This window comes from Tessaracoccus lacteus (assembly GCF_029917005.1).
In the GTDB taxonomy this organism is placed as follows: domain Bacteria; phylum Actinomycetota; class Actinomycetes; order Propionibacteriales; family Propionibacteriaceae; genus Arachnia; species Arachnia lactea.
Window position 1 is genome coordinate 2,308,061 of the sequence record NZ_CP123967.1, and the last position, 26,732, is coordinate 2,334,792.

The following is a 26,732-nucleotide window of genomic DNA, read 5'->3' on the forward strand; positions in this document are numbered from 1 at the left end:
CGCCTCCATGGGAGACATCGAGCTGCCAGACCATGATCTTCCGGCGGCGGCCGAACTCGTGGAGCTCTACAGAAGCGTCGGGTGGAACATGTACACCCGGGAGCCGTCGAGGCTGCAGGACGCGCTGCGCCGGTCGCTCCGGGTCGTCTGCGCGCGCGAGGACGGCCGACTCGTGGGGCTGGCCCGCGTCGTCGGCGACGGACTGACGGTCGTGTTCCTGCAGGACATCCTGGTCGCACCCTCGCACCGCCACGCGGGTCTGGGGCGTGCCCTGTTCGAACGCGTCTTCGAGCCCTACGCGGGCGTGCGGCGGAAGGTGCTCCTCACCGATGAACGGTCCCGCCAGAGCGAATTCTACCAGCAGATGGGCTTCCGCGACATCGGCATCCTCGAGCACCCGCTGCGGGCGTTCCTGAAGTCCAGCTGACCGACCCAGTCCCACCCCCACCCTCGTCCCGGCCCGTCCCACCGTGCCGGGCGTCGGGGTGGGACGGGGCCCTGGTGTCAGAAGCTGCCGTCGGGGCCGAGGACGTCGACCGACGTCGGGGGCCGGTCGCGTCAGCGGGATCGGGGCGCCCCAGATGGGGTTCTCCTCCCTGTCGAACGGCAGGATCTGGGCACAGGCCTGACGGTTCGGCTCCCAGAGCGGGTTCCCGGCGAGTTCGGTGTAGGTGCGCGCGTGGTAGACGAGCACGGTCTGGCCGTCGGCGGTCTCGGAAACCACGACAGGCATGCACAGCTCGCCGTCCAGTATAGATCGACACTCCGCATTTTTGGCCGCCTCGACGAGGCAATCGCCGTGCTACAAGCCGCCCCGATGCACGCAACGACGGGCTCCGCGCCTCGTGTCGGGCTCTCTCTGGCTCTCCACAGTGCTGGACGCAAGGACGAAGCCCTCCGGGTCGCGATCGAGGCACAGATAGACACACTGCCGCGCTACCAGCGCTAGATGCACAACTACGCCGCCGCACTCACCGAGTCTGCAACGTCAGACGAATCGGCCAAACGTTGACGCGGAACTCCGCCGCATTCCGGTACGTACAGCCATCTGCCGCATTCCGGTACGTACAGCCATCTGTTGCCACCAGAGCCATTCGCTATGCATCCCTTCCCGCAGGACCTCCACGGCTCAGTAGAGCCCCCTAGAGTGGTGTAGCCCCCACAGTGGCCGTGGCCGTCGATGACGGCAGGGCGGTCACCGTGGGATCCTTCGAGTTCACCTACCAAAGCTCTCTCAAAGGAAATCAACCACGATGACCGCTCCTCACATTGTCGACCCCGCCCGCGTGCTGGGCAACCTGCTGACCGAAGCCTCTCCGGACATGATGCGCCAGCTGCTGCAGAACATGATCAACGCCCTCCTCTCGGCCGATGCCGACGCCGTGTGCGGCGCCGAATGGGGACAGCCCTCAACCGAGCGGGTCGCGCAGCGCAACGGCTACCGCCACCGTCCGCTGGACACCCGCGTCGGCACCATCGACGTGGCCGTCCCGAAGCTGCGCTCCGGCAGCTACTTTCCCGAGTGGCTGCTGGAGCGCCGCAAACGAGCCGAAGCGGCCCTGATCACGGTGATCGCTGACTGCTACCTCGCCGGCGTCAGTACTCGTCGGATGGACGAACTCGTCAAGACCCTGGGCATCGACGGCCTGTCGAAGTCACAGGTCTCACGCATGGCCGCCGACCTCGACGAACACGTAGCGCAGTTCCGGCACCGCCCCCTGGGCGAGGCCGGGCCGTTCACGTTTGTTGCAGCTGACGCGTTGACGATGAAGGTCCGCGAAGGCGGACGCGTGATCAACGCCGTGGTCCTCGTCGCCACCGGCGTCAACGGCGACGGACACCGCGAGGTCCTGGGCCTGCAGGTCGTCACCTCCGAGACCAAACCGGCGTGGAACACGTTCTTCGCCGATCTGGTGGCCCGCGGCCTTGCGGGGGTCCGACTGGTCACCAGCGATGCCCACGCCGGGCTGGTGGAGGCGATCGCGGCGAACCTGCCTGGCGCGTCCTGGCAGCGCTGCCGAACCCACTACGCCGCGAACCTGATGTCCGTGACCCCGAAGAGCATGTGGCCCGCGGTCAAAGCGATGCTCCATTCGGTCTATGACCAACCCGACAAAAAGTCGGTCCAGGCGCAGTTCGACCGTCTGCTCGACTACACCGCCGAGAAGCTACCCGAGGTTGCAGAGCACCTCGAAGCCGCCCGGGCAGACGTGCTCGCGTTCACCGGCTTCCCCAAGGACGTGTGGACCCAGATCTGGTCGAACAACCCCGCCGAACGCCTGAACCGTGAGATCCGCCGCCGCACCGACGCGGTCGGGATCTTCCCCAACCGGGAAGCGATCATCCGCCTCGTCGGCGCTGTCTTGGCCGAGCAGACCGATGAGTGGGCAGAAGGGCGCCGCTACCTGGGCCTCGACGTCCTCGCACGATGCCGACTCAGCACCATCACCAACGCCGTTGAGGAGGTGACCGAACCCCTCGCCCTCACCGCCTAGACGAAGGAACCGCTACACCACTCCACTGGACTTGACCCACGGCTCTCCGCCCTTCATCAAGTCTCAGTATCCCGACTCGCTGTCCACCTCCGCGGCGCGCTTATTGTGGGGCCACGCCCCTCCGAGCCGATAGCGTGGGCGTCCATGTGCGCGATCAATCTCTGGGCGGTGAACGCCGCGGCCTTCACCACCGAGTTCCAGCGATTCACCACGGAACGGCTCGGCGTCGCGCCCGTCGCCGAAGAGATGAGCATCGGCTCGAGCCGTGTGCGCGGCTCTTCGCGCGTCTTCACCCTGACAACACGCATGTGCGACTGCGACTCGCTGATCGGCCGGCGGGCCGATCCTGCGTGCGAGGATGAGATCAGCGCGGAACGCTGGCTCGGCTGGCTTCGCGAACTACCCGATCATGGCCCGCACGTCTCCCGCATCGCCGTGCTCCGCGCGTGGAGCCCCGGAAACGATGTCATCACCCCGCAGCGATCGCGCGGCATCCAGATCGGCGAACTCGACGAGACGATCCTGCGCGCCATCCGCGACGACATGCTGCTGACGCTCGACTACCCACGAACCCGGTAGAAGACGAACGCCCCGGCCGTCATCGACGACCGGGGCGATGCACGCAGAAGCGGCAGGTCACACGTTGAAGCGGAACTCGACGACGTGGCCTGAGGACCTATGAGCGGCTGTCAAACGGGTCATCAGTGGGTCATCAGCGAGTGTTTCCGCAGGTCAATTGGCCAATCGTTCAGATGTTGAACCGGAACTCACCAGCCGGATTGACAGCGTCACGGCGCACCGGCCCGAGGCCGCTACGGGAGTATCCATCCCACGATGATGGACCCCCACACTGCTCACGACTGACTCCTGGAATGCGCTCGTGGAACGCCGGACTCATCGACGATGCCCGAACCCTGCACAGCAGCAGTCGCTCGCCCGGTAATCCGTGATCAGTGACCCGGAGCAGCTGGTGACGATGACCTGCCTCAACTCAGAGTGAAGAAGACCACGTTGCCGCGGAGCTGACCTTGACAGTGCTTCACCTCCGCCTCGATTTCTGTGAGTGCGGTGTAGAACCCCTCCCCAGAATTGCGATTCCTCGCACTGGACTTCTCGCTGCCTACCGTCGTGGGCCCGACCTTTTTCCTCGGCCGTCAGCGTGCACGACTATCGGGGCGGGCCGACCCAGCACGAGAGCCTCCATCGATGGCCGGGGCTCCCACCAAGGGGGCGTGTGTGCACACGTGGACGGCGGCAGCGCTAAGGAGTGCCAAGCGCCTCGGCGATGATGGGCAAGTAGCGGCGCACCTGGTCCTTGTCACTCTCCTTCTCCGCCTCCGACAGGTCGGCATATGGTGTTGCGATCTGGTGCTCCCAACGGTCAACAAGGTGTGTCGGTATGACCAAGGAACCGTCCTCGCGTCGCTCACACTGGTCGTGGACGTAGCGCTGCCAGTGCGCCCACCGCTCGTGCTCGGCGCCCGCGAGGCGATCAAGGAGGTCGGGGTCCCGGAGGGCGGCGAGTACCTGCGAATCAGTAGGCATCAGATGAGGTCCTTGTCCACGAGGTTCCAGTAGTGCTGGCCGAGCACCGTCAGCTCGCAGGCCTTGGACTGCATCGCCGCGTGCCACATGTGGGGTGCGTCAACGGGCCGCACGAGGTTGACCTTCATCAGGTCTTGCAGCACTGCGAAGTCGGCGTTCTTTGCCGGGTCTGGAGGTGGCGTCCCCTCGGGTTCAGCTCCGCTCCGTTCCGGTTCGTAGGAAGGGTCAAGGCGAAGCTGGGTCGACGGGTACTCAAACAGCGACGTCAGCTTCTGGAGGTCGGGGAGCTGGATCGGTGCGTCCGCCTTCCTCAACGAGACGAACCTCTCGACATTCGTCTTAAAGACGGGTCGCTGGTTCCATGGCCCCAGGGACTGGTCGACGTGGGCGTAGACGCTGCCGGGCGTGATGTCGCCGACGAGGTTGGCCGCTGCCCCGTTCAGCGCATCCACCAGCAGGTTGGTGAACACGCCTGATCCGCCGGACTCCATTGCGTACTGGTCGGCAGTGGACGCCGTCAGAATCGTCACTCCGTCCTTGATCTCGGCCATCGAGGGCGAGGTCGAACTGTCGCCTGCTACGCCGCCGTGGCAGCAGTCCAAGATGATGATCTTGTTCTTGGCGGGGGAATTGCTGGCGAACGCCATGATCTCGCTGAGTGCGAGGCCGTCGTGGCCGCTCGCGCAGTCACTGGCGCACAGGAAGCCGCCGGCGCTGTCGATGTAGCCGTGACCTGAGAAGTAGAAGAGCGAGATGTCCGCGTTGTCACGGAACAGTTCCTCCACCGCCCCCCGGAGTTCTGTGCGGGAGATGGCGGTCTCGTTCCCCGCGGCCGCCATCAACTTGGGCTGCATGAAGTTCACCGTGCCGTCCGCGTGGCGTGCGAGGACGCTCTTGACGCTGTGGGCATCGTTGACCGCGCCCGACAGCGAGCCGATCGTGTCGTAGTAGTCGATCCCGACGATGAGGGCTTTGCGCATGGTCACAGGGAGTCGATGAACCCGGCGATGTTCGCGTCAGTCCAGGGGTACGTGGTGACGCCCGGCAGGTTGGTGCGATCGCTGCTGTAGGCCCAGATGCCGCGGATCGGCTTGCCCTCTTCCTTGGCGCACTGGATCTCCCACTTCTGCCCGCTGGACGTGAGCGAGTTCTTGCTGACCAGGACGATCACGCCGTGCGATCGCTTGATGCGCGTGCGTACTTTCTCCTTCCACTCGGACTGGTACGGCTCCTTGACGGACATGTCGATGAATTCGTACGGCGACCGCGGGTGGAGGGACTGGCCCTTGAGGAAGTCGCGCTGGCGCTCGTCCTCGATGGCGAAAGCGATGAAGATGGTCTTGGTCACGGTGCACCTCTTGGCGTTGAACTGGCCGCTTGTCGGCCTTGCGTCAAGGGTATAGAGGGCCACTGACAGTTGGGACACCAACAGAGACGAGAGGACCTCACGACCTGAAGGATGTCGACGGACGGAGTGTCGGTCCTACGCCGCGTCGCCGAGCTGGTCGCCGAAGGAGATGTCGATGTCGACGCTCTCGATAAGCCTCGGGTTGACGCGCTTCTCTCCATCGATCACGGGGTTGACTTCGAGCCGCGCGGCGAGGATATCAGGCGCGGTGGCCAGCGGCTCGACGGTGGCGCGCCGGGTATTCAGGGTCGCTGTCGAGGAACGCCTCGGCGGGCTCCTCAGCGGCCAGCACGGGCACGTTGAATCGGCCTGACCTTCGCTCCGACTTCAGCAAGGACGGGCTTGATGAACAGGAAGCACTCGTAGGAGATACATGTGCGGGCGTCGCGGATGCGGCGTCGGCCGTCGGCTGCGCGACGATCTCCTCGTGCTGGAGGTCGCCCGGCTGCATGCGGGGAACTACGGCGTCTGCGTCGCTCAGGTGTTGGACCCTAGAGCCACCAGACGCTCACTCGCTGCCTGGGAGACCGCCCGCAGCTGCGGGTGCTCTCGCACGATCTGGCGCTGCCGCTCTGCCGGCAATCCAAGCTCGTGCAAGACGTTGAGGATCACGACGGCGGTCGTGGTCTCAACGATGGCGATCAGCTCGTCGATGGAATGGTTAGGCGTCCGGCCCTCGTGTGCGAGGTCATTACGGGCCCGCGTCGTCCGCCTCGCCCAATGGTTGAGGTCCGGCACAAGCTGCGCAATGGCTTCCTTATCGGGTCGAGCGGCGAGGGCGTGAAGCCGGTCCCGGAGCGTCGGATCGTTTCTGATCGCCCCCTTGAACCTGTCTCGGTGCTCCTCGGGCACCTGCCCAAGCATCGCGTCGCGCATCGCCGTGAACACCGCCTTGGGGAACGGCTTCTCATCTATTCGGAGGCCGCGGTGCAGAACCTCGGCAGCGCCCACTGCCGTCAGGAGGTTATTCTCGATGAAGCGCGCCGGCGCATAGCGCAGACCCAGGATCATGTTGGTCGCTGCCTGCAGTCGGCCATGCGCCTCGCACCACCGGGGCACGACGTCCTCGAACGGGAGCGACTCACACGTGAAGAACACGCGGCGAGGGTCAACAGCCTTCGCGTCGTGCTTGCCGAGCGCTACGGGCGAGTAGAGCACGTCGGCGCGCCGGCGCGGCAAAGGCTGACCGTTCGCCAGGACCGACTCGGTCCCGGCAACCTCCAGCTGGAGCCAAACCACGCCAGCGGCGCGGTGCGTTGCCAAGGCAATCAGGTCCTGTATCAGGCTCGCCGCCTTCAGCGCGGCACTCAGGGTGAACGGTTCGGCCCGGCAGACACGGACGGAGGCCGTGTCCCGCATGCGCCCGACGGTTCCGCTCTTGCGCTGGTCAAAGAACGGCAGGGTGTGAGTGTGCACGAGGCGATACTCTGTGCCATCGACTATCACCGACTGCGCCTCGACCGGCTTCACGGAGATGGTCCCGGTCCCGTCGATCTTGCCTTCGGAAGCGCCGAGGAAGCCCTCGAACACGGACGATGCAGCCCAGAGCCCCAAGTCCTCGACCGAAACCTCGGCCACCGAGAACGCCGCCTCCTCTTCACCGCTGACGTGAGCCCCGATGATCGCAATCGTAGCCGTCACGGTCTGTGTGTCGGGGCTCTTCACTCTCGCGAAAATGGTCCGTTTCCCGCTGCTGGGGACGCAGCCTAGGAGTGTGACCTCACGTTGCCCGGCCACGCCGTGGATGACGTCCCACGTCCTGCCGCCCTCGTGGTAGGCCGTTACCCCAGGGGCAGGATTGGAGGTGATGCGGTCCTCGAATGCACCGATCAGAGCGAGCGAGAGGCTGCCCTCACCGTCGTACCGCAGGATGCCTGGGATCTGCTTGCCAGGGTCGTCCGGCAGCCACCACAGGCCAGCCCACTCGCCTGCCTCATCGAGATTCAGAGGATCGTTAGTCATCGCTCTCTCCCGTGGCGACTAGTTCTTCCCACCAGACGTTAGTCCGCTACGGAACTCCACACCCGCAATGCACGCCGTCGATGACATCCCACATCCTGGTGTCCTGGTGGTACGTCGTCACCTCGGGAGCGGGGTCGAGGTGAAGTGGTCATTGGGAACACCGATCGTTCACAGCGAGGGGCTACCTTCGGCGTTGTCCCAGCGGATGCCTGGGACTTGACCGTCGGGGTCGTCCGGCAGCAATCACAGGCCAGCCCGCTCGCCAGCTTCGTCGAGGCTGAGTGGATTGTCGGTCACCACCCTCTTTCAGGTACGGTCCTGCTGCTGCCCGGAAAGCTCAACCGCGACGTCAGAGGGCCAAGTCATGTCAACAACAAAGGACCTTGCGACCGACTGCAAATCGTCGTGCGGCAGTGTCCGAAGGTCTCTTCCGTTGCCGAGTTCCCAGACGGAGTACCCGTCCTTGCCGTCAGGCGTGCCGTCGGTCTTCCAGGTCCCTTCGGTGACAAACTTGACCTCCATCGTCGTCGGGACGTCCTTGTGGGGCTGGATCGCAAGGAGCTTGCGACGGGCATCGCCCTCCACGATGTGGTTGCCTTTGGTGTCGATGCACAGCACGGTGTCGCCGGCCCAGATGAGGAAGTCCGGGAAGAACCAGACCGTCTGCCCAAGGGAGATCAGCGGAATCTTGTAGCCCGTCTGTGAACGGTTGCGCGCCCACGTCAGCCCCGTCTCGTCGAGCGCACGCGCGAACCGCAGCTCGAATGGCCGCAAATCGTCGTACCCCTCGTGAAGTGCGTTCTTGAACATCTCCATCGAGCCGCGGCGTACCAGCGTGCTGCCGATCACGTATGGCTTCGGCTTGAGTTGCTTGATTACGGCGTACCGGAGGTACTCATCGACCGCGTCCGCCGCACTGTCTCGCAGCCCCTCGTAGGCATTGCTGCCGACGCCGACCTTCGCGTCGAACTTCTGGGTGTCCGTGTTCATGACCATCAGGGCCGGGCGGTAGCGGCGCGCGACTTCGCGACGGAAGGCCCATCGAGCGTTGACACGGTTCGACTGCTCGAAGTCGACCCATTCCGATTCCACCGCCTCGCCTGCGCCGATGGTCTGCTGCACGGTGCGGCGGCGTCCCACGCCCCGAGTGTTCACAGAATCGTGCGAGTAGTCGTGCACCTTGGCGAGCACCTTCTCAACCGGCTCTAGGGTCGGAACGTTGTCAATCGCCGTGCGCGGCACAGTCAGATGCTCCTTCGGAGCGATGCTCACGGGCTCCTCCGTCCCGGGCGGGGAGGTGAGGATGCGGACCTCCGGTGCGTCTCCGCCAAGTCCGCGGCGCACCTCTTCGACCACCTGGGCGAATGAGTCGTTCCGGTCCACACGCACGTAGAAGTGCGCAGTATTCAGCCGGTCCGACTGGTAGTGCGTCGCGCCGGGCTGGCGCAGCACGCGCCCGACCACCTGCGTGATCTGCACCGAGGATTCCATCGTCCGGTCGACGTAGGCGAAGTAGACGCTGGGGTCGTCCCACCCCTCCTGCAGCGTCTGGTTGAAGATGATGTGCCGGTAGTCGCCCTCGACGAAGTCCTCGTAGTCGCGCTCTCCCCCGCTGTAGAGCGTGAAGTCGGCCGGCAGGGGGAAGTCCTTATGCGTCTTGAGGTCGGCGTACACCGCGACCTCTTCTGCCGGGACTCCGCACTGCTCCGTGAGATAGCGCCAGATGAGGATCGGCGGTGCCTGCCGCTGGTCGAAGGGCTGCTTCGGATCGTCGGTCTGGCTGGCGTCATGCGCGAGAATATTGGTGTTGCAGACGTAGATCGCCTTCGGTGAGAAGTTCAGCCCCTCGGCCCGTGCGTCGGCCTCCGCCTCCCGCATGTCGGAAAGCATCTCTCCGACGGTCTCCTCCATCGGCGCGTTGAGGCCGTCGAGTGAGATCATCCCCTTGACCAGCCCGGACGCGACCACCGTGGAGGACTTCACAGAGGTGATCAGGTCCTCGTCGCGGTACTCGCCCTGCTGCCTCAGGGGCTGAATGACCTCAGCGTCGAACTGCGCGGGGAACCGGAGGGTCGCGCTCGCGAGCAAGAACACAGCGGGCTGTTGCTCGAGCAGCAGCAACGTCTGCTGATCGCTGAGGTTCTGCGCCTCGTCGTAGACGACCACGAGCGGCCGCTTTCTGCCGTCCGCGGTCTCGCGGACCTTAAGGGCTTCCCAACGCGTGGACTCGATGTCGTCGGTGTCGAGCGCGAAGATCCGGAGGTTGCTGTTCTCGCGGTCGCGCTGGTTGAAGGTGCCGACCGTCGCGAAATAGAGCAGCGCTTCCGTCGAGTTGGCGACGTCGTCCGGCGCGTAGTCGCTTAGCAGACGCACCGTGATGTCGGGGAGGAGGTGGTTGTACTTGCCGCCGTCCGCGAGGTTTGCGTAGCTTTGCTGGACTACGACCTTGCCTTTGGACAGCCACAGGACGACTGGTGGGATCTCAGACAGCGCCGCGATCTCGCTGACCGCCTGCGCCAGGATCGCTGTCTTCCCGGAGCCCGTGATCGATGAGAGCGCCTGGTAGAACGGCACGTCCCGGCGCTTGGCCCCGCGGCCGTACGGAATCGGCTCGGCGCTGTACTCGGCGTAGCGGTCGGCCATCTGCGAGGCCGCGTCCTGCTGGAACTGGAAGAGCTCGATCACCAATGGTCACCCCTCCTCGGTGAAGGATTCGGTGCGGATGTCGAGGCCGAAGTCCGACAGGATCCGGTCGGGGATCTGGTACCAGATCACGTCGTCGGTAACGATGAGATTTCGGCGGCTGTAGACGTGGTAGACGTCGGCGAGCTTGGCAGACTCGGCCTCCTCGGCGATCTCCTCATACGCCTCTTCGGTCAAGTCGGTATTCGATCCCGCCCCGGACCAGACGAGGAAGATGCCTTCGTTGCTGGCGTTCTTCGCGACGAGGTACTTGTACGGCTCATCGTCGTCCCCGAGCGGGATGAGCACCGCGTTGCGCCGGCTGCCGGTGCTGGAGTGCGAGGCGATCACGGTATCGATCATCTCGTCGCGCTCCATCAGTAGGAGCGTCTTGGCGTCGACCTTCTTCTCAAGTGTCTTGAAGGTGAACCCGCCGCCCAGCGGTGCGTGCTTCTTCTTCGCCCATCCTCCGTCGATGACCCGTCGGAGCCGGTCGACGGTCAGAGTCTTCGCGTACGAGTCCCCGCTCTCCGGCCGCCCCTGCTCGATCAGGATGAAGCGACGGCCGGATCCCTGGTCGTGGTTGAGCTTGAGCGCGGCGTGGGCGGTCGTGCCAGAGCCTGCGAAGGGGTCGAGGACGGTGCCGGTCGGCGGACACCAGATCTGGATGAGCTTCGTCATGAGCTTCATCGGCTTTACGGTCTCGAAACCGTGGCCTGCACCAACGATCGCCGTCAGCTCATTGACTCCGGCCTGGCTGTGACCGGATTCCTCGTGGTCCCACGAGACGTCGCCGAGCACGTCGGGCTCGGCGACGTCGTCGTCGGCCCAGTACGTCATGGGCACGCGGCCCTGCTTTACGTCTTCGAGGTACTTCTTCTGCTGCGGACGACCCTGGCCGTCCAGACCGAAGACGAGCCTTGGCCAGTGGCCGGACTCCCGACGCTCCTCGGCCGCCTGCCTGGCGTCATCGAGGTCCGACTTGATCATCACGGCCCGGACTTTGCGGACGTCGCCGGCAGCGACTCCGATGATCGCTGCTCGGGTCGCCGCATCGTCCACCTCGCGGAGCTCGTACTCAACGCCCCATTCGGAGAGCCAGCGCAGCGCGTCCGACTGCGGCGCGCGCCAGCACTTGCCTGCCGGCGGGTAGTGGACCTCGCCGGTGAACGGGGACTGGATACCGTAGACCATGCCCTGGTGGGTGAAGGCCTTGGGCCCGGAGAAGTTCTCGCCCTTCCATACGCGGTCGTCGCCGTCCGGGTTGCGGTAGCGTGCGTCCATGGTCGCTGTGCGCGGCTGCAGCCCTGTCTTCGCGAGCCGCTCGTCCTTGGCGTAGACCAGGACGTACTCGGTCGCAGTCGACACGTGGCGGTTGTCGGAGCGCGGGGAGTAGGACTTCTGCCAGTTGATGATTGCTAGGCGATTTTCCTCACCGAACAGCTCGTCGAGCATCTGGCCGAGGTGAAACAGCTCGCGGCTGTCGATGCAGATTGCGAGGACACCGGAGTGCTTGAGCATCGCCCGCATCATTTGGAGTCGCGGGTACATGAACTTCATCCACTTGGTGTGCTTCGCGGGGTCGTCGCTCCCCACGAACTCGCCCATGTCGGGGTCGTTGGGGTCCTTGTCCCACTTGTCGTTGTAGCGGAAGTCGCCACCCGTGTTGTAAGGCGGATCGGTCAGGATCATGTCGATCTGGCCGCGCTCCCGGTACAGCGACGCCAGCGCCTGGAGGTTGTCGCCCTCGATGATCAGGTTCCGCGATCGCCCATGCTCATCACCGGCGCTCAACGACTTGACCGTGCGCTGGTTCCGAGGACGGACACGACGGCCGAGCTGGCGTGCCAGCACCTTGCCGGGGAAGGAAAGGTTGACGCCCGCACCGGTTTTCTCGCGGATCATCTCGATCAGCTGCTCGATGGGCAGAGATTGGAGTTCTGTCACGTCGTCCACGGCATGCTCCCTGTTGGTTCAAAGCGGTGGGTGAGCACGGCAGAGCACGCGGCATTCCGCCGCCCCGTTGAGGCACCGCGAAAAGTGAAGCAGCGACCACCGACATTGGGGGCCGCGCAGAAGCGGGCGGTCATTTCTTACTAGCGCCAGAAGTTAATCCAGTACGGAACTCCACCACGTCGCCGTCGGCCATGACGTAGTCCTTGCCCTCGAGGCGGACCTTGCCCGCGGACTTGGCGGCGGCCATCGAGCCGGCCGCGACGAGATCCTCGAAGCCGACGACCTCGGCCTTGATGAAGCCCTTCTGGAAGTCCGTGTGGATGACGCCGGCGGCCTCGGGCGCGGTGGCGCCCTTCCTGATGGTCCAGCCACGCGCCTCCTTGGGGCCGGCGGTCAGGTAGCTCTGCAGGCCGAGCGTGTCGTAGCCGACGCGGGCCAGCACGTCCAGACCGGGCTCCTCGACGCCCATCTCGGCCAGGAAGTCGCGGGCCTCGTCCTCATCCATCTCGACGAGCTCGGACTCGAACTTCGCGTCGAGGAAGATCGCCTCGTTGGGCGCGACGAGATCGCGCATCCTGGCCTTCAGGTCCTCGTCGGCCAGCTCGTCCTGGTCGCAGTTGAAGACGTACAGGTAGGGCTTCGCGGTGAGTAGGTGCAGCTCGTAGAGGGGCTCGAGGTCGAGGCCGGCGGCGCGGACGCCCTTGCCGGACTCGAGGACGTCCTTCGCCTCCTTGAAGGCCTCGGCCTTGGGCTGCGACTCCTTCTTGATCCGCGCCTCCTTCTCGATGCGCGGCAGCGCCTTCTCGACGGTGGCGAGGTCGGCGAGGATCAGCTCGGTGGTGATGGTGTCGATGTCGCTCGCGGGGTCGACCTTGCCGTCGACGTGGGTGACGTCCTCGTCGTCGAACACGCGGGTGACCTGGCAGATGGCGTCGGCCTCGCGGATGTTGGCGAGGAAGGCGTTGCCCATGCCCTCGCCCTGCGAGGCGCCCTTCACGATGCCGGCGATGTCGACGAAGCTCACGGTCGCGGGCACGATGCGCTCGGAGTTGAAGACCTTCGCGAGTGCGGGGAGGCGCTCGTCGGGGACGCCGACGACGCCGACGTTCGGCTCGATCGTCGCGAACGGGTAGTTCGCCGCGAGGACGTCGTTGCGGGTCAGCGCGTTGAACAGGGTCGACTTGCCGGCGTTGGGGAGGCCGACGATTCCGATAGTGAGTGCCACGAGGGGACAGCTTACCGTCCGTGGACACGGAACCGGCCATGCCGGGTCGGTGGACCCGGCATGGCCGGTGGCGCGGGGCGAGGGGTCAGTCGTCGGAGACGGTGACGTTGACCTCGATGTTGCCGCGGGTCGCGTTGGAGTAGGGGCACACCTGGTGGGCGGCGTCGGCCAGCGCCTGGGCCTGCTCCCTGGGCAGGTCGGGGATGACGACCTCGAGGTCGACGGCGAGCTGGAAGCCGCCCTGGCCGTTGGAGCCGATGCCGACGCGGGCGCCGACGGAGGTGTCATGAATCGCGACCTTCTGCGCGCGGGCGACGGCCTGCAGCGCGCTGTGGAAGCAGGCGGCGTAGCCGGCGGCGAACAGCATCTCGGGGTTCGGGGCGCCGCCCGTGCCGCCCATCTCCTTGGGGACACGCACGTCGGTGTTGACCAGCCCGTCGGTGGATGCGACGTGGCCGTTGCGCCCGTCGCCGGTGGCGAGGGCCTCGATGGTGTAAATGGCCTGCATGGTGGTCACCTTTCGTTCGACGGAGCCGCGGTCTGCAGTTCCGATGAGTCGTTGGTCGTGGCGGTTGCGAGCCTGTCAGTGAGCTCGTGGAGTCGTCCGACGAGGTCGGCGATCCCGTCGGAGGTCACGCCGGTGCAGCGGATGAGTTCAGTCGGGACGACGAGCATCTCGGTGCGGAGCTCCTCGGCACGCGGGGTGGGTGCGACGACGACAATCCGGTTGTCGTCGGTTCGGCGGGTCCGCGTCACGAACCCGGCGGCCTCCATCCGCTTGAGCAGCGGCGAGAGGGTCCCCGAGTCGAGGCCGAGGTCGTCGCCCAGCTCACGGACCGACAGTTCCCCGCGGTCCCAGAGCTCGACGAGCACCAAGTACTGCGGGTACGTCAGCCCCCAAGGCTCGAGCAGGCGACGGTACGCCTGGGTCGTCGCGCGACTCGCGGAGTAGAGCGCGAAGCAGAGCATCTGGTCAACTGTTGCCACATCAGAAGTATTGCACACAATTCAGTTGTGCACAATCGTTCTCGCCGCGTGGTCTCCCCCACGCGCATCCCACCCCTCCCGCGGACGCCAACGAAGTAGACAGACGCCAACGGTATTCGCGTGTATACCGTTGGCGTCTGTCTACTTCGTTGGCGTCTGGAGGGGATGGCCACGGCAGGCTCCGACCGCCGACCGCCGACCGCCGAGGGTCAGCCCGCCCAGTAGGCCTCCATGGCGCGCGCGGTGAACCACGGGTCCTCGACGCCACACATCTCGCGGGCAGAGTGCATGCTCAGCAGCCCGGCGCCGACGTCGACGGTCCTGATGCCGAGCCTGGTCGCCGTGATGGGGCCGATCGTCGACCCACAGGGGACGTCGTTGTTGGAGACGAAGGGCTGCGTCGGCACCCCGGCCTTCTCACACGCGTTGACCCAGATGGCCGTGCCGATGGCGTCGGTGGCGTAGCGCTGGCTGGCGTTGATCTTCAGCAGCGGTCCACTGTTGGGAAGCGGCTGGTTCACCGGATCATGCTTGCCCGCGTAGTTCGGGTGGACGACGTGTCCGCAGTCGGCGGAGACGCAGGAGGACCGCGCGTACATGGCGCGGGTCTCGTCGAGGCCGAGCCCGTAACCCGCGGCAATGCGTTCGAGCACGTCACCGAGAATCGGCCCGGCCGCGCCGGTCGCCGTCGCGGAGCCGACCTCCTCGTGGTCGAAGGCTGCGAATACCGCCACGTCATCGGTGGCTGTCAGCGACTCCATGGCGGTCAGGGCCGCATGCGTCGACAACAGGTTGTCCAGTCGCGCCGAGGCGAAGAACTCGCGCTCGACGCCGATGACCGACGGCCGCTGGGTGTCGAAGGTGAACAAATCGGTCGCGACGGCGTCCTCCACCGCCACGCCGGCGAGCGCGCACAGCGTCTCGAGCAGCGGCTGCTTGAGGTCGAGGGCGACGATCGGCTGCGTGTGGGCCTGGCGGTCGAGCTTCAGCCCGTCGTTGGCGCTGCGGTCGAGATGGATGGCGAGCTGCGGAATGCGCGCGATCGGGCCGGTCCGCACGAGGTGCGCCTGCCCGTCGCGGGTGACGATGCGCCCAGCGAGGCCGAGGTCCCTGTCGAGCCACGAGTTGATGAGCGGCCCGCCGTAGATCTCGACCCCGATTCCCGTCCACCCCGCCGAGCGCAGCAGCGGCCCTGGCTTGACCTTGAAGGCGGGGGAATCGGTGTGGGTGCCGACAATGCGGAACCCCGTCTCTGCGCTCAGCGTCTCGGGGGCCAGCCAGGCAATGACGGCGCCCTCACGCAGGACGAAGCGTCGGCCGGTCACGTTGGCGAAGGGGCGGGTCGGGTCGACCTCTTCGAAACCTGCGAGCCGCAGCCTCACGGCAATCTGATCGGCTGCGTGGTAGCTGGTGGGCGAGACCGACACGAAGTCGGCAAGGTCGTCGATGTGATCGAGGGCAGTTCCGAGCATGGCCCCAAGGCTAGACCCCCGCCGGCTGGCACCCCTCCTCCGCGGTGTGCCGTTCAGGAATTGTCGGACGGGCCTGCAAAGCTGAGAGACATGGACGCACTGACCATCGTGATCGCGCTGCTCACCCTCATCATCGGCGCCGTGGGCGGATTCCTGTTCGGCCGGCGGGGGCAGTCGGGCACCGCCGCCGAGCCGGATGCTCGGGCGCTGACCGACGCGCGCCAGGACGCGGCCACCGCCCGCGCCGAGGCAAGCCGCGCACGCGAGGAGTCGGCCATTGTCAAAGCCGAGATCGCGCAGCACCTGGCAGACAAGGCTGATCTCAGGACACTGGCGGAGGAGGCCCGGCGGCTCGTGGCGGAGGCGCACGCCGAGACCTCGCGCGTCGCGGCAAAAGTCGCCGCGCTGACGGCGGAGCGGGACGCGGCCCGCGAGAAGGCCGCCGAGCAGGCCGCCGACCGCGAGACGCTCCTGAACCAGTTCAAGGTGCTGTCCGCCGAGTCGCTGGAGCGCCAGGGCAAGCAGGCCGACGCGGCCGCAGAGCAGCGACTGAAGGCCACCGAGCAGCTCGTCGCCCCGCTGACCGACGGGCTCAGGCAGATGCAGGAGAAGCTGCAGACTGTGGAGACCACCCGCGCCCGCATGGCGGCGGAGCTGGGCGAGCAGGTGAAGGTCGTGCGCGAGTCCGGCGAGGCCATCCGCCGGGAGACCACGACGCTGAGCAACGCGCTCCGCACGCCGCAGGTCCGCGGCGCGTGGGGCGAGCAGTCGCTCCGCAGGATCGTCGAGATCTCGGGGCTGTCGGAACGCTGCGACTTCGACACGCAGACCACCTACCAGTCCGAGGAGGGGCCGTTCCGCCCCGATCTCCGCGTCAACCTGCCCAGCGACAAGGTCATCTTCGTCGATTCCAAGGCTCCCCTGCAGGCAGCCCTCGATGCCTACAACACTGCCGACGAGGCCGAACAGCGCGAACATTTCGCGCGCTTCGCCCGCCACGTTCGCACCCACATCGACCAGCTCTCCGCCAAGGGCTACTGGCAGCTGGACCTGGGGTCGCCCGAGTTCGTCGTGCTGTATCTGCCGTCTGACGAGATCTACCGCCTGGCGCTCGAACAGCTGCCCGACCTCCACGAGTACGCCACGCGCAAACACATCGTGCTGTCGAGCCCCGGCCTGCTGATCCCGATGTTGCAGGTGGTCGCCAACGGCTGGAAGCAGGTGGCGCTAGCCACGACGGCTCAGGAGATCTCCGCGCTGGGGCGCGAGCTCTACAAGAGGCTGGCCACGCTCGGCTCCCATTTCGACAAGCTCGGCCGCTCGCTCACCGCGACGGTGAAGAGCTACAACAGCGCAGTGGCTACCCTCGAGACCCGCGTGATGGTCCAGGCCAGGCGATTCCGTGACCTCCAGGTGACCGACGAGGAACTCGGCGAGCTCGATCCCATCACGGAGTCGACGCGTCAGCTGGCCGTCACCGAGATGATCAACTACGCGGAGGAACGGGAACGAGAGCGCGGACTGCTCAATGCCGACGATTCGGACCTGGATGTGCGCGCCCCGCAGCAGCTGCGCGGCATCGAACAGGCCGGGGCCTGATCGTCGAGAGGTGGCGCGGCGCCCAGGCAGCGGCAAGAATGACGTCCCATGAGCCTCCTCATCGATCTCGCCGCGCAGATCCCCGACGCCCTCACGCGGCTGGCGGCTGTCACCCGGCCCACCCCGGTGCACCTTGACCCGCGCCTGACGAAGGCGACGGGGTCGCAGATCTGGCTCAAGCGTGAAGACCTCCAACCCGTGCGGTCGTACAAGCTGCGCGGCGCCTACAACCTCATGGCGCAGCTCAGCCCCGAGGAGAAGGCGGCCGGTGTCGTCTGCGCATCCGCGGGCAACCACGCACAGGGCGTCGCGTACTCCGCTGCCGCCCTCGGGGTCCGGGCCACCATCGTCGTTCCCTTGACGACGCCCCGCCAGAAGCGCGACCGTATCCTCGATCTCGGCGACGGCTTCATCAACCTCGTCTACCACGGAGCCACCTACGACGCCGCCTCCGAGGAGGCCACCCGCCTCGCCGTCGAGGAGGGCATGGCTCCCGTACCGGCGTTCAACGATCCCCGCACGGCCGCCGGCCAGGGCACCATCATCGTGGAGGCCATCGAACAGCTGGGCTTCGTCCCCGACGTGGTGGTCCTCCCCATCGGCGGCGGCGGGCTGGTCGCCGGGGTCAGCGCCTGGCTCAGAACCCATCATCCCGAGGTCCGCATCGTCGGCGTCGAGCCCGAGGGCGCCCCCTGCATGGCGGCCGCCATCTCCGCCGGTCACCCGGTGACGCTCAAGGAGATCGACACCTTTGTCGACGGCGCCGCCGTCCGAAGGGCCGGCGACTTCACGTTCGAGGTCGTGCGCGAGGCGGGCATCGAACTCACCCGGGTCCCTGAGGGCCAGATCTGCACCGAGATGCTCGCGATGTACCAGACCGACGGCATCATCGCGGAGCCGGCCGGTGCCTTGGCCGCTGCCGCGCTGCCCACGGGCGGAGTCGGGCCGCGGGTGGCGATCACGCCGGGTTCGCGGGTGCTTGTGCTGGTCTCGGGCGGCAACAACGACGTGTCGCGCTACGGCGAGATCGTCGAGCGGTCGTTGATCCATGAGGGCCGGAAGCGCTACTTCCTGATCGAGTTCCCTCAGCAGCCGGGCGCGCTGCGGTCCTTCCTCGACTCCGTGCTCGGGCCGGAAGACGACATCACGTTCTTCGAGTACATCAAGCGCAACAACCGCGACACCGGCCCCGCCCTGGTGGGCGTCGAGCTGGGCAATCCCAGCGACTACCGGTTCCTGGTGGAACGCATCGAGGCTTCGGGCATGGAGGCGCACGAGGTGGCCTATGACAGCCCGTACTTCCAGTTCCTCGTGTGATCAGCCACCGACGGGGATGTTGACCGACTGCAGCTCGACCACCTCGTAGGCCTGCTCGCGGCGCAGATCCAGCGGGATCGTCCCCGACTGGCCTCCCCCTGTCCACTCAACCACCCAGTGGGCCGTCGCCGTCACCGTGTAGTCGCCCCGCGACTCGTACATGTAGCCGCAGTCGGGGGAAGCGATGTTCTGCCCACCGTTCGTGCGGGCCTCCGACCAGACGGCGCCCTTCCCGCATCTCACCGTGTCCCCATTGCCCATGTCCCACTCGACGCTGCCGACACGTGCTGACAGCGTCACCGTGACGCCGCCCTCAGAATCCGATGCCGAAATCGGCCCCCACTGCCGCTCGGACTCAGGCTCCACCCACATCCACATCTTCCAGCCAGTGACCCCTGACAACGGCCACTCCCCACCGCGGGGATGAAGAGCCATCTCGGGAGCTTGCAGTTCCAGCCGGGCCAGAATCCGCTGCGCGAGTTCCTCCGGATCGACAGACTGCTCCTCTGTGTCAGGAAGCCACCGCAGAGTGGTCATAGCGAGGTCCGGCGTCCCGTCGAAAGCTGGCCGCGTGCATCGAAAGATCGCGCCATCCTCGTTCCCTCCCCATGCGGGGTCGTCCTTGGGTGGCTGTGTCCCGAGTCTCTGGCACCACGATTGCGCTAGGTCGCTCCACCACCCCAACGCGGTGGTGCACGCAATGCGGAGCCCGTTGAACGAGCAGGACCGCTCGGGAGCATCCGAGATCACCTGGTCGTTCCCCGTGGAGGAACCGCGATCGGATTCCCCCGTGCTGTCTGCGAGAGCGCAATCTGACGTGTACCGGTTCTGCTTCACGCATGGATCATCCGCGCGTGCGTCCGAGTTGTTGTACGCACAGATCATCAGCGCACAGACCATCAGCACAACGCCCCATCTCAACACGAGGCTGCCTCGTTTCGGATCTTCGCGACGCGCCAAGTGCCGTCCTTTCCCTCCCGCATGGTGGCCGTCTCTCGATAGCTATCAGCCACATCGGGTTGATACGGCTCATCGGACTCGACGTATCGGACATCCATCTGCGTCGTATCCGCGCAGTACACAACCTCAGCGACACCTTCTTCGAGAACCTCGATACTGACGTCTCTGAATACGCTGCCTCCAACCATCCGCACTCCGCGTTCACGCATGCTGGAGATGGACTCCAGAATGCCGACGCTCTCCTCGTCTGTCGTCACATACTGGGTCTCGGTGAAGTCCGTGAACCCGTTCGGATCTGCCGCGAACTTCTCGAAGACCCGCCAGTACTCCTGCCAGCCGGCGATGATTGCCGCTTCCTCTGCCGACTCCGTTGGCAGATCGCTCGGGTACGTCGGTATCACTGTGGGCGACGGGCTGGTGGTCGGAGTCGGCGATGCAACAGGGCTCGACGTCGTCACGGCCGTCGGCTCCGGTGACTCCGACGCCCCACCCCCACCGTCGCCAGCGCACCCGACGAGCAGCACAACTGCAATCAGCATCACTGGAGCCCGCATGCGTCTGTCCTCTCCGTCGAGTGCGGTGAATCTAGCGACCGGACGGGTCACCTGACAGACATCACGGCGACCTGTGGACAAACCGTGACGGGGCGCAACCAGACATCGATCTGCAGAGGCAGCGGGCGGCGCAGGCACAGTGAGCAAATCCACCTGCTCAACTCCCGAAAACCGTTCAAACCGCCCACGCGGCGCGACGACAAGTGTGTCGTGCTCATCGCGGCCCAGGGTGACCCGGCGACCGACACGGAGGCGAGCGGCGGGGTCAGTGCGCCGGGGCAGGCAGGGGCCGCGCTGGGGCGACCTGGGGTCAGTGCTTGACGGCGCGGCGGAGATCCTTGCGGAGCTCCGGCGGCAGCGCGAAGGTGAGGGTCTCCTCCGTCAGGCGCTCCTCGACGGCGGCCGGGTAGCCGCGCTCCTGGAGGAAGGTCAGCACGCCCTGGACCAGGTCGTCGGGGACCGACGCGCCGCTCGTGACGCCGACGGTGTCCACGCCCTCGAGCCACGCGGGGTCGATCTCACCGGCGTTGTCGACGCGGTAGGAGGCCTTCGCCCCCGCCTCGAGCGCCACCTCGACCAGCCGGACCGAGTTCGACGAGTTCTGCGAGCCGACGACGATCATCAGATCGCAGCCCGCGCTCGCGATCTGCTTGACGGCCAGCTGGCGGTTCTGCGTGGCGTAGCAGATGTCGTCCGACGGCGGATCCATCAGCAGCGGGAACTTCTCCCGCAGCCGGGTCACGGTCTCCATCGTCTCGTCGACCGACAGGGTCGTCTGGCTCAGCCACGCGACGTTCGTGCCCTCGGGGATCTCGACGTGCTCGACGTCGGCGGGCGACTGCACCAGCGTCGTGCTCTCCGGCGCCTCACCCATGGTGCCCTCGACCTCCTCGTGACCGCCGTGGCCGATGAGCAGGATCTGCGTGTTCTCCTTGGCGAATCGCTTCGCCTCGTGGTGCACCTTCGTCACCAGCGGGCAGGTGGCGTCGATGGTCTTGAGGTGCCGCTCGGCCGCCTCGGCGTGCACGGCGGGAGACACGCCGTGAGCGGAGAAGACGACGGTCGCGCCCTCGGGAACCTCGTCGAGCTCCTCGACGAAGACCGCGCCGCGATGCTCGAGGGTCTCGACGACGTGCTTGTTGTGCACGATCTGCTTACGCACGTAGACCGGCGGGCCGTACAGGTCCAGCGCCTTCTCGACGGTGACGACGGCCCTGTCGACGCCCGCGCAGTACCCGCGGGGGGCCGCGACGACGACGCGCTTGCTGGTCTCACTGGTGCTGGTCATATGGTCCAGTCTAAGTGCTGCGCGCCGGAACCCCGCTTCGCGTCTGGCGCACTGCGGCTCCGGCGAGGCCCTCAACCCGACCGCCCAGCCCGCGCGACCCGGACCCCGCATCCGGCGCCGCCCGCGGCTCGTCGGAGGGCGTCGGTACCCTAGCCGCATGGAATCGCCGCAGCTCCACTCCCTTGGATTCGACGCCGAAGACCTCGAAAGCCTCACGTCGGCCGCCTTCAGCGCCGGCGTGCGGGGTATCGACCAGGTGCCAGGCTTCGCCCTGATCGGCACCTACACCGACCCGAGCGGCGCCCGGCTGGCCTTCGTACAGCGCGACGGGCATCCCATCGACACCGCCGCGACGCTGAAGTCGGATGTCTCCTACCGCGCCCAAGTGCTGCGCTTCAGCGACCACATGGCCCGTGTCACGCTCTACGCGAACGACGCCGAGGGCGAGCAGCTTGCGCAGTACCTCGCCCTGGTCGACGACCCGGTCTGCTACGAGCAGCACGACCCGAGCGCCGACGGCCACGACTCCCTGATCGACGCTCTGCAGGTGGGCATGCTGGCCCTCGACGTTGCCGTCTTCGACGACGAGGAGACCTTCCTCGCCTCCGACGAGGCCCGCATCGGCAACGTGCTGCTCGACACCCACGCCCTCATGTCGCCCAGCCTGATGGCGCTGTTCGCCGGCTCCATCTCGCCGGACGAGGCCACGCCCAACGTGCTGATGTCCGCTGTGGTCGACGCCGTGGAGGTCCGCCGAAACGCGCTCACCGGCATCGACTTCCAGTACGCGACGGTGACCAGCGAGGCCACCTTCGGTGTCGCCCTCCCCCTCGACACTCCCGTCGAGGCGGGCAACATCATCTTCGGCACCTTCCAGGCCGGTGCGTCGAGCGGCCTCTGGGACGCCTGATGGCGCTGGAGAACTCCCGCGAGCGGCCGCAGCCGCTGGGCCGCGTCATCGGCGCGGTCAAGGGCTGGGTCGGGCGCTGCGGAGAGATCTGGGTCGACGCTCAGGTCGTCGAGATCAAACGGCGCAGCGGCGCGACGCAGTACCTGACCTTCCGCGACCGGACCGCGGACATGTCCGCCCGGGTGACCGTGTCCGCCTTCGTGCTCGACGCCGCGGGCCCCCTGCCGGAGGGATCACGTGTAACGGCCCGGGTCCGACCCCGTGTCTGGGAGCGTAGCGCCTCCCTCACCTTCGAATGCCTCGAGCTGCACGTGGCCGGCGAGGGCAGGCTCCTGGCCCAGCTGGAGCAGCGCCGCCGCAAGCTCCAGGCCGAGGGGCTATTCGACGACTATCGAAAGAAGCGTCTCCCGGCCCTCCCCCGCGTCATCGGCCTGGTCACGGGCAAGGACTCCGATGCCGAGCGCGACGTCGTGACCAACGTCGCCCGACGGTGGCCCGCGGCCCAGCTCCGCGTCCGGCACGCCCTCGTCCAGGGCCCCTCCTCCGCGGAGTCGGTCATGACAGCGCTGGCCGCGCTCGACGCCGATCCGGAGGTCGACGTCATCATCATCGCCCGCGGCGGCGGCTCGCTCGAGGACCTGCTCTCGTTCTCGGACGAGGGCCTCGTGCGCGCCGTCGCGGCCGCCCGCACGCCCGTGGTCAGCGCCATCGGGCACGAGGCCGACGTCCCGCTGCTCGACTACGTCGCCGATGTGCGCGCCTCGACGCCCACCGACGCGGCCAAGCGTGTCGTCCCCGACCGCGACGACGAGCTGATGCACCTCGGGCAGGCCAGGCTGCGGCTGGCCCGGGCGCTGGAGCACCGCCTCACCCGCGAGCAGTCCTGGCTCGACCAGCAACGGTCGCGCCCCGTGATGCTGGACCCCACCAGCGCGTTCGCTGCCCACTACGCCCGCCTGGACCACCTGCGGCACCGCCTGGACAGCGCGCTCGAACGCCTGCTCGGCTCCCAGGAGGCCGACCTCCGCGCGGCCGTCTCGACCATCCGGGCCCTCTCCCCGAAACGGACGCTGGAGCGCGGCTACGCCGTGCTGGTCGACGCCTCGGGCGGGTCGGTCTCCAGCACCGCCGACGCCTCCGCGGGCGCGCGCATCGAGGCCTACCTCTCCGACGGAACGCTCACGCTCGACGTCGTCGCCACCACCACGAAGGAGCAGCATGCCTGAGGAAGAACTCACCTACGAACAGGCCCGCGACGAGCTGATGCAGGTCGTCGCGAAGCTGGAGTCCGGGGGCGCCTCCCTGGCGGACTCCATGGCGCTGTGGCAACGTGGGGAGAAGCTGGCGGACATCTGCCAGGGGTTCCTCGACGGCGCCAGGGAACAGGTGGCGAAGCGCCAGGCGGAGGACGCGGACGACTCCGACTAGTCCGCGGTCGACGCGACCTCGACCAGCATCGCCGCGAAGGCCTCTAGCGAGACGAAGTCCGTGTCGGCGCTGACGATCGACGTCACGTCCCCATCGGTCGACACCAGGCTGCGGGTCCGCTCGTCCTTGCTCTCGTAGCGCTCCCAGGTCAGCCCGGCGATCTCGACCTGCTCACCCACCAGGGATCCCTCCCGGGTCGTGGTGCCGATGAACTCCGCACGCGACTCGTCGCGCTGCTGGACGCCGTAGTACACATCGTCTGGCGATAGGTAGCCCACCTGCCACGAGTCGCCGACCGCCGGCTCGGATGTGATCCACGGCTGACCGGAGAGCGCCCACGCGACGCGGGTCGGGATCCAGTCCTCCTCGAGCCCGTCCGCCACCAGCAGCGGATACGGCGACTGCTCCTGCGCGACGGCAAGGGTGGCGGCCACGTCGACCCGCTCAGCCCCCTCGTCCGCGGGCATGGTGAAGATCCACATGATCAGCAGGACCGGGATGACGATGACCGCCATCGAGATGACCATGTCGCGTGTGCGGGCGTTCTTGTTGGGTCCTGCCATGCGGGCATCCTAGAGCGCGCCGCCAAGGTTCGCGGCCTCGCAACGGCGGGCCCTCACTTGCCGAAGCGACGCTCGCGCTGCGTGTAGGAGCGCAGGGCGCGCACAAAGTCGACGCGCCGGAAGTCCGGCCACAGCGCCTCGCAGAAGTAGAACTCGCTGTGCGCCGACTGCCACAGCAGGAACCCGGACAGCCGCTGCTCGCCGGAGGTTCGGATGATCAGATCCGGATCGGGCTGGCCCTTGGTATAGAGGTGCTGCGAGATCTCGTCGATGTCGACCGTGACCGCGACCTCCTCGAGCGTCTTGCCCTCGGCCGCCTTCTCCAGCAGCAGCGAGCGGACGGCGTCGCGCAACTCCATGCGACCTCCGTAGGCCACCGCAACGTTGACCTGCATCCCGTCGACGCCCGCCGTCGAGTCCGACGAGGTCTGCAGCGAGGAGGCCATATCGTCGGGCAGCAGCTCGAGCGCCCCGACGGCGCGTACCCGCCACCGCTTCGTGGCCGCGAGGTCCGCCACAAGCTGCTCGATGACGCCGAGGAGGTCGCCCAGCTCGTCCGCCTGGGAGCGCTGCAGGTTCTCGGTGCTCAACACCCATAAGGTGATGACCTGCAGATCGGCGTCGTCGCACCACTCGACGAACTCCTCGAGCCGCTCCGCGCCGGCCCGGTAGCCCGCGACCAGCGGCTGGCCGGGGGCGTTCATGCGGGCCCACCGACGATTGCCGTCGGCGAGCACGGCGACGTGGCGCGGGAGCGCACTACGGTCGAGGTGCCCGAGCACGCTTCGTTCGTAGGTGGCGTACAGCCATCGCGGCGGCCACCACCGGTTCGCGAGGCTCGCATACCAGGACATGCGTGAAAGACTAGCGCGACAGTTGGATTTCCAGCCCCGACGGGTTAACCTACGGTTGCGTAAGTTACGGAAGCGTAGGTATCGAGCATGAGCGCTGCACCAGCGGTCACTACAGGCGGTCTCACCATGGACATCACCCTCCCTAGCCTGCCGGCCAAGCCGAAGCTGCGTGGCTGGCTGCACCTCGGCATGGCCCCGCTGGTCTTCATCACGGGGCTGGTCTTCACCATCTTCGCGCCCACGCTCGACGCCAGGATCGGCTGCGGCGTCTACACACTGGCCGCCGTCCAGCTGTTCGGCACCAGCGCCGTCTACCACCGCGGCAACTGGTCGGTCCGCGCGCTCGGCATCTTACGACGCGTCGACCACTCGAACATCTTCATCTTCATCGCGGGTACCTACACGCCGCTCGCCCTGACGATGCTGACCGGCCCGTCGCGCTGGAGCCTGCTCATCCTGATCTGGTCCATCGCGCTGCTCGGCGTCGCGTTCCGCATCGTCTGGCTCAGCGCCCCACGCTGGCTCTACACCATGCTGTACGTCGCGATGGGGTGGGCGGCGCTGGGTTGGTTGCATCAGTTCTGGGCAGCGGGCGGCCCGGCCGTCGTCGTTCTGCTGCTGGCGGGCGGGCTCGTATACTCCCTGGGCGCCGTCGCGTACGCCACCAAGAGACCGGCCCTGTCCCCGACCTGGTTCGGGTTCCACGAGGTCTTCCACTCCTGCACCATCGTCGCCGCCGTCCTCCACGCCGTGGCGATCGGGCTGGCAGTCTTCGGCTGAGCCCGGGCCACCTGCGGAGACGTTGCTGCCCTTGTGTACGGTTGGTCATCGCGTCACCCGTGACGCCCTCCCGCCGCCCACACGGAACTGACTGCGCATGATCAACGGCCTTGGATTCGAACTGCACCGCCTCGTCTGGACCATCGAGATGAAGGCGAACGCGCTGCTCCAGCCGTACGGTCTGACGTACACCCAGTTCCGGATCCTCCGGACGATCGCGACGAAGGGGCCCATCGCCGGCAAAGACCTCGCCAGCGCGCTGCTGGTGACGCCGTCGTCGATGTCGAAGTCCGTCAGCCGCCTCACCGCTGCGGGCTACGTCGAGGACACCCAGCCGGCAGGTGTGGGCAACATCCAGCGTCTCGAGCTGACCGACGAGGGCCGTGACATCCTGGAGCCCCTCGCGGAGGCCCTCGACGACACGCTGGAGGACGTGTGCCGCGTCGTCGGCCTCGACCCGGCGACGATCGGCGCCTCGATGGCGAGCATGGTCAAGGAGATCCGCCGCCGCGGCTGAGGGCCAAGGCGACAATCAAGTTACAACCGTGCAATTCCCTCTTCCGATGCGCGCCCGGCGGGGTTAGTCTCCCTGCATGGAGAGACGCTCCATCCCAGCCACCACGACCCCCTGACCCACTTGTTCGGGGGCTGTGCGAGAGCCGCCCCCGCGAAGGGAGCGAAAGTGCTCAACGTGTCCGATCAGGCTTCTTCCCCAGCCGTCATCCCCGCCGACCAGGCCATCCGCAC

26 protein-coding genes are annotated in these 26,732 nt (G+C 66.9%); 11 read left to right on the forward strand and 15 right to left on the reverse strand.

Annotation, left to right across the window (positions count from 1 at the left end; genetic code table 11):
• Positions 1–7 precede the first annotated feature (7 nt).
• The 4 genes from QH948_RS10785 (at position 8) to QH948_RS10800 (ending at position 3,074) form a co-directional block, all read left to right on the forward strand.
• Positions 8–427: a GNAT family N-acetyltransferase gene (locus QH948_RS10785; protein WP_281144389.1), complete on the forward strand. Its 420-nt coding sequence runs from the start codon at positions 8–10 to the stop codon at positions 425–427.
• Positions 428–679: 252 nt separating this feature from the next.
• Positions 680–949: a tetratricopeptide repeat protein gene (locus QH948_RS10790; protein WP_281144390.1), complete on the forward strand. Its 270-nt coding sequence runs from the start codon at positions 680–682 to the stop codon at positions 947–949.
• 304 nt (positions 950–1,253) lie between these two features.
• Positions 1,254–2,495, forward strand: coding sequence for an IS256 family transposase (locus QH948_RS10795; RefSeq protein ID WP_281144391.1), 1,242 nt, complete (start codon positions 1,254–1,256; stop codon positions 2,493–2,495).
• Positions 2,496–2,639: 144 nt separating this feature from the next.
• Positions 2,640–3,074, forward strand: coding sequence for a hypothetical protein (locus QH948_RS10800; protein WP_281144392.1), 435 nt, complete (start codon positions 2,640–2,642; stop codon positions 3,072–3,074).
• A gap of 681 nt (positions 3,075–3,755) precedes the next feature.
• Here the strand turns inward: QH948_RS10800 and QH948_RS10805 are convergent.
• The 10 genes from QH948_RS10805 to QH948_RS10850 all read right to left on the reverse strand — a co-directional run bounded on the left by QH948_RS10805 (position 3,756) and on the right by QH948_RS10850 (position 15,732).
• Positions 3,756–4,040 carry a hypothetical protein gene (locus QH948_RS10805; protein ID WP_281144393.1) on the reverse strand — a complete coding sequence of 95 codons (285 nt, stop codon included), beginning with the start codon at positions 4,038–4,040 and terminating at the stop codon, positions 3,756–3,758.
• Positions 4,040–5,020 carry a caspase family protein gene (locus QH948_RS10810; RefSeq protein WP_281144394.1) on the reverse strand — a complete coding sequence of 327 codons (981 nt, stop codon included), beginning with the start codon at positions 5,018–5,020 and terminating at the stop codon, positions 4,040–4,042. The genes QH948_RS10805 and QH948_RS10810 overlap by 1 nt, the downstream gene beginning before the upstream one ends.
• A 2-nt stretch (positions 5,021–5,022) precedes the next feature.
• The gene (locus tag QH948_RS10815) at positions 5,023–5,388 is read right to left on the reverse strand and encodes a TIR domain-containing protein (RefSeq protein ID WP_281144395.1); all 366 of its coding nucleotides are present in this window, start codon (positions 5,386–5,388) and stop codon (positions 5,023–5,025) included.
• Positions 5,389–5,925: 537 nt separating this feature from the next.
• A complete protein-coding gene (locus tag QH948_RS10820) occupies positions 5,926–7,410 on the reverse strand; it encodes an ApeA N-terminal domain 1-containing protein (RefSeq protein WP_281144396.1) in 1,485 nt (494 codons plus the stop codon).
• Between the two features lie 306 nt (positions 7,411–7,716).
• On the reverse strand, positions 7,717–10,095 hold the full coding sequence (locus tag QH948_RS10825) for a DEAD/DEAH box helicase (RefSeq protein WP_281144397.1): 2,379 nt from the start codon (positions 10,093–10,095) through the stop codon (positions 7,717–7,719).
• Between the two features lie 6 nt (positions 10,096–10,101).
• Entirely contained in the window at positions 10,102–12,048 is a 1,947-nt protein-coding gene (locus tag QH948_RS10830) for a site-specific DNA-methyltransferase (RefSeq protein ID WP_281144398.1), read from the reverse strand.
• Positions 12,049–12,178: 130 nt separating this feature from the next.
• The gene (gene ychF, locus QH948_RS10835) at positions 12,179–13,273 is read right to left on the reverse strand and encodes a redox-regulated ATPase YchF (protein ID WP_281144399.1); all 1,095 of its coding nucleotides are present in this window, start codon (positions 13,271–13,273) and stop codon (positions 12,179–12,181) included.
• Positions 13,274–13,358: 85 nt separating this feature from the next.
• Positions 13,359–13,781 (reverse strand): organic hydroperoxide resistance protein, encoded by a 423-nt coding sequence (locus tag QH948_RS10840; RefSeq protein ID WP_438874093.1) that lies wholly within the window; start codon positions 13,779–13,781, stop codon positions 13,359–13,361.
• 5 nt (positions 13,782–13,786) lie between these two features.
• Positions 13,787–14,260, reverse strand: coding sequence for a MarR family winged helix-turn-helix transcriptional regulator (locus tag QH948_RS14240; protein ID WP_438874094.1), 474 nt, complete (start codon positions 14,258–14,260; stop codon positions 13,787–13,789).
• 209 nt (positions 14,261–14,469) lie between these two features.
• Complete coding sequence (locus QH948_RS10850) at positions 14,470–15,732, reverse strand: M18 family aminopeptidase (protein WP_281144401.1); 1,263 nt, start codon at positions 15,730–15,732, stop codon at positions 14,470–14,472.
• A gap of 90 nt (positions 15,733–15,822) precedes the next feature.
• Here QH948_RS10850 and QH948_RS10855 point away from each other — a divergent pair, with 90 nt between their 5' ends.
• Together QH948_RS10855 and ilvA are read left to right on the forward strand one after the other, a co-directional pair.
• Positions 15,823–17,331 carry a DNA recombination protein RmuC gene (locus QH948_RS10855; protein ID WP_281144402.1) on the forward strand — a complete coding sequence of 503 codons (1,509 nt, stop codon included), beginning with the start codon at positions 15,823–15,825 and terminating at the stop codon, positions 17,329–17,331.
• Positions 17,332–17,379: 48 nt separating this feature from the next.
• Positions 17,380–18,648, forward strand: coding sequence for a threonine ammonia-lyase IlvA (gene ilvA, locus QH948_RS10860; protein ID WP_281144403.1), 1,269 nt, complete (start codon positions 17,380–17,382; stop codon positions 18,646–18,648).
• Here ilvA and QH948_RS10865 read toward each other — a convergent pair whose 3' ends face one another.
• From QH948_RS10865 to QH948_RS10875, 3 genes are all read right to left on the reverse strand, one after another.
• Complete coding sequence (locus QH948_RS10865; protein ID WP_281144404.1) at positions 18,649–18,948, reverse strand: hypothetical protein; 300 nt, start codon at positions 18,946–18,948, stop codon at positions 18,649–18,651.
• 617 nt (positions 18,949–19,565) lie between these two features.
• Positions 19,566–20,147, reverse strand: a complete 582-nt coding sequence (locus QH948_RS10870; RefSeq protein ID WP_281144405.1) for a hypothetical protein — start codon at positions 20,145–20,147, stop codon at positions 19,566–19,568.
• 325 nt (positions 20,148–20,472) lie between these two features.
• The gene (locus tag QH948_RS10875; RefSeq protein ID WP_281144406.1) at positions 20,473–21,450 is read right to left on the reverse strand and encodes a 4-hydroxy-3-methylbut-2-enyl diphosphate reductase; all 978 of its coding nucleotides are present in this window, start codon (positions 21,448–21,450) and stop codon (positions 20,473–20,475) included.
• Positions 21,451–21,607: 157 nt separating this feature from the next.
• Between QH948_RS10875 and QH948_RS10880 the strand changes: the two genes are divergently transcribed.
• From QH948_RS10880 to QH948_RS10890, 3 genes are read left to right on the forward strand one after another with little or no spacing between them, the layout of a single operon-like run.
• Positions 21,608–22,360 (forward strand): hypothetical protein, encoded by a 753-nt coding sequence (locus QH948_RS10880; protein ID WP_281144407.1) that lies wholly within the window; start codon positions 21,608–21,610, stop codon positions 22,358–22,360.
• Positions 22,360–23,586 (forward strand): exodeoxyribonuclease VII large subunit, encoded by a 1,227-nt coding sequence (xseA, locus tag QH948_RS10885; RefSeq protein WP_281144408.1) that lies wholly within the window; start codon positions 22,360–22,362, stop codon positions 23,584–23,586. The genes QH948_RS10880 and xseA overlap by 1 nt, the downstream gene beginning before the upstream one ends.
• The gene (locus tag QH948_RS10890) at positions 23,579–23,788 is read left to right on the forward strand and encodes an exodeoxyribonuclease VII small subunit (protein WP_281144409.1); all 210 of its coding nucleotides are present in this window, start codon (positions 23,579–23,581) and stop codon (positions 23,786–23,788) included. Before xseA ends, QH948_RS10890 begins: the two co-directional genes overlap by 8 nt.
• Here QH948_RS10890 and QH948_RS10895 read toward each other — a convergent pair.
• Positions 23,785–24,351 (reverse strand): DUF4245 domain-containing protein, encoded by a 567-nt coding sequence (locus QH948_RS10895; protein ID WP_281144410.1) that lies wholly within the window; start codon positions 24,349–24,351, stop codon positions 23,785–23,787. The two genes, QH948_RS10890 and QH948_RS10895, sit on opposite strands and share 4 nt — an antisense overlap.
• 53 nt (positions 24,352–24,404) lie before the next feature.
• Positions 24,405–25,205: an isoprenyl transferase gene (locus QH948_RS10900; RefSeq protein ID WP_281144411.1), complete on the reverse strand. Its 801-nt coding sequence runs from the start codon at positions 25,203–25,205 to the stop codon at positions 24,405–24,407.
• A 126-nt stretch (positions 25,206–25,331) separates the two neighbouring features.
• On the opposite strand from QH948_RS10900, the gene trhA reads away from it, so the two are divergent.
• Together trhA and QH948_RS10910 are read left to right on the forward strand one after the other, a co-directional pair.
• Entirely contained in the window at positions 25,332–25,985 is a 654-nt protein-coding gene (gene trhA / locus QH948_RS10905; protein ID WP_281146185.1) for a PAQR family membrane homeostasis protein TrhA, read from the forward strand.
• A gap of 97 nt (positions 25,986–26,082) precedes the next feature.
• Positions 26,083–26,502, forward strand: a complete 420-nt coding sequence (locus tag QH948_RS10910; protein WP_281144412.1) for a MarR family winged helix-turn-helix transcriptional regulator — start codon at positions 26,083–26,085, stop codon at positions 26,500–26,502.
• The last annotated feature ends 230 nt before the right edge of the window (positions 26,503–26,732 follow it).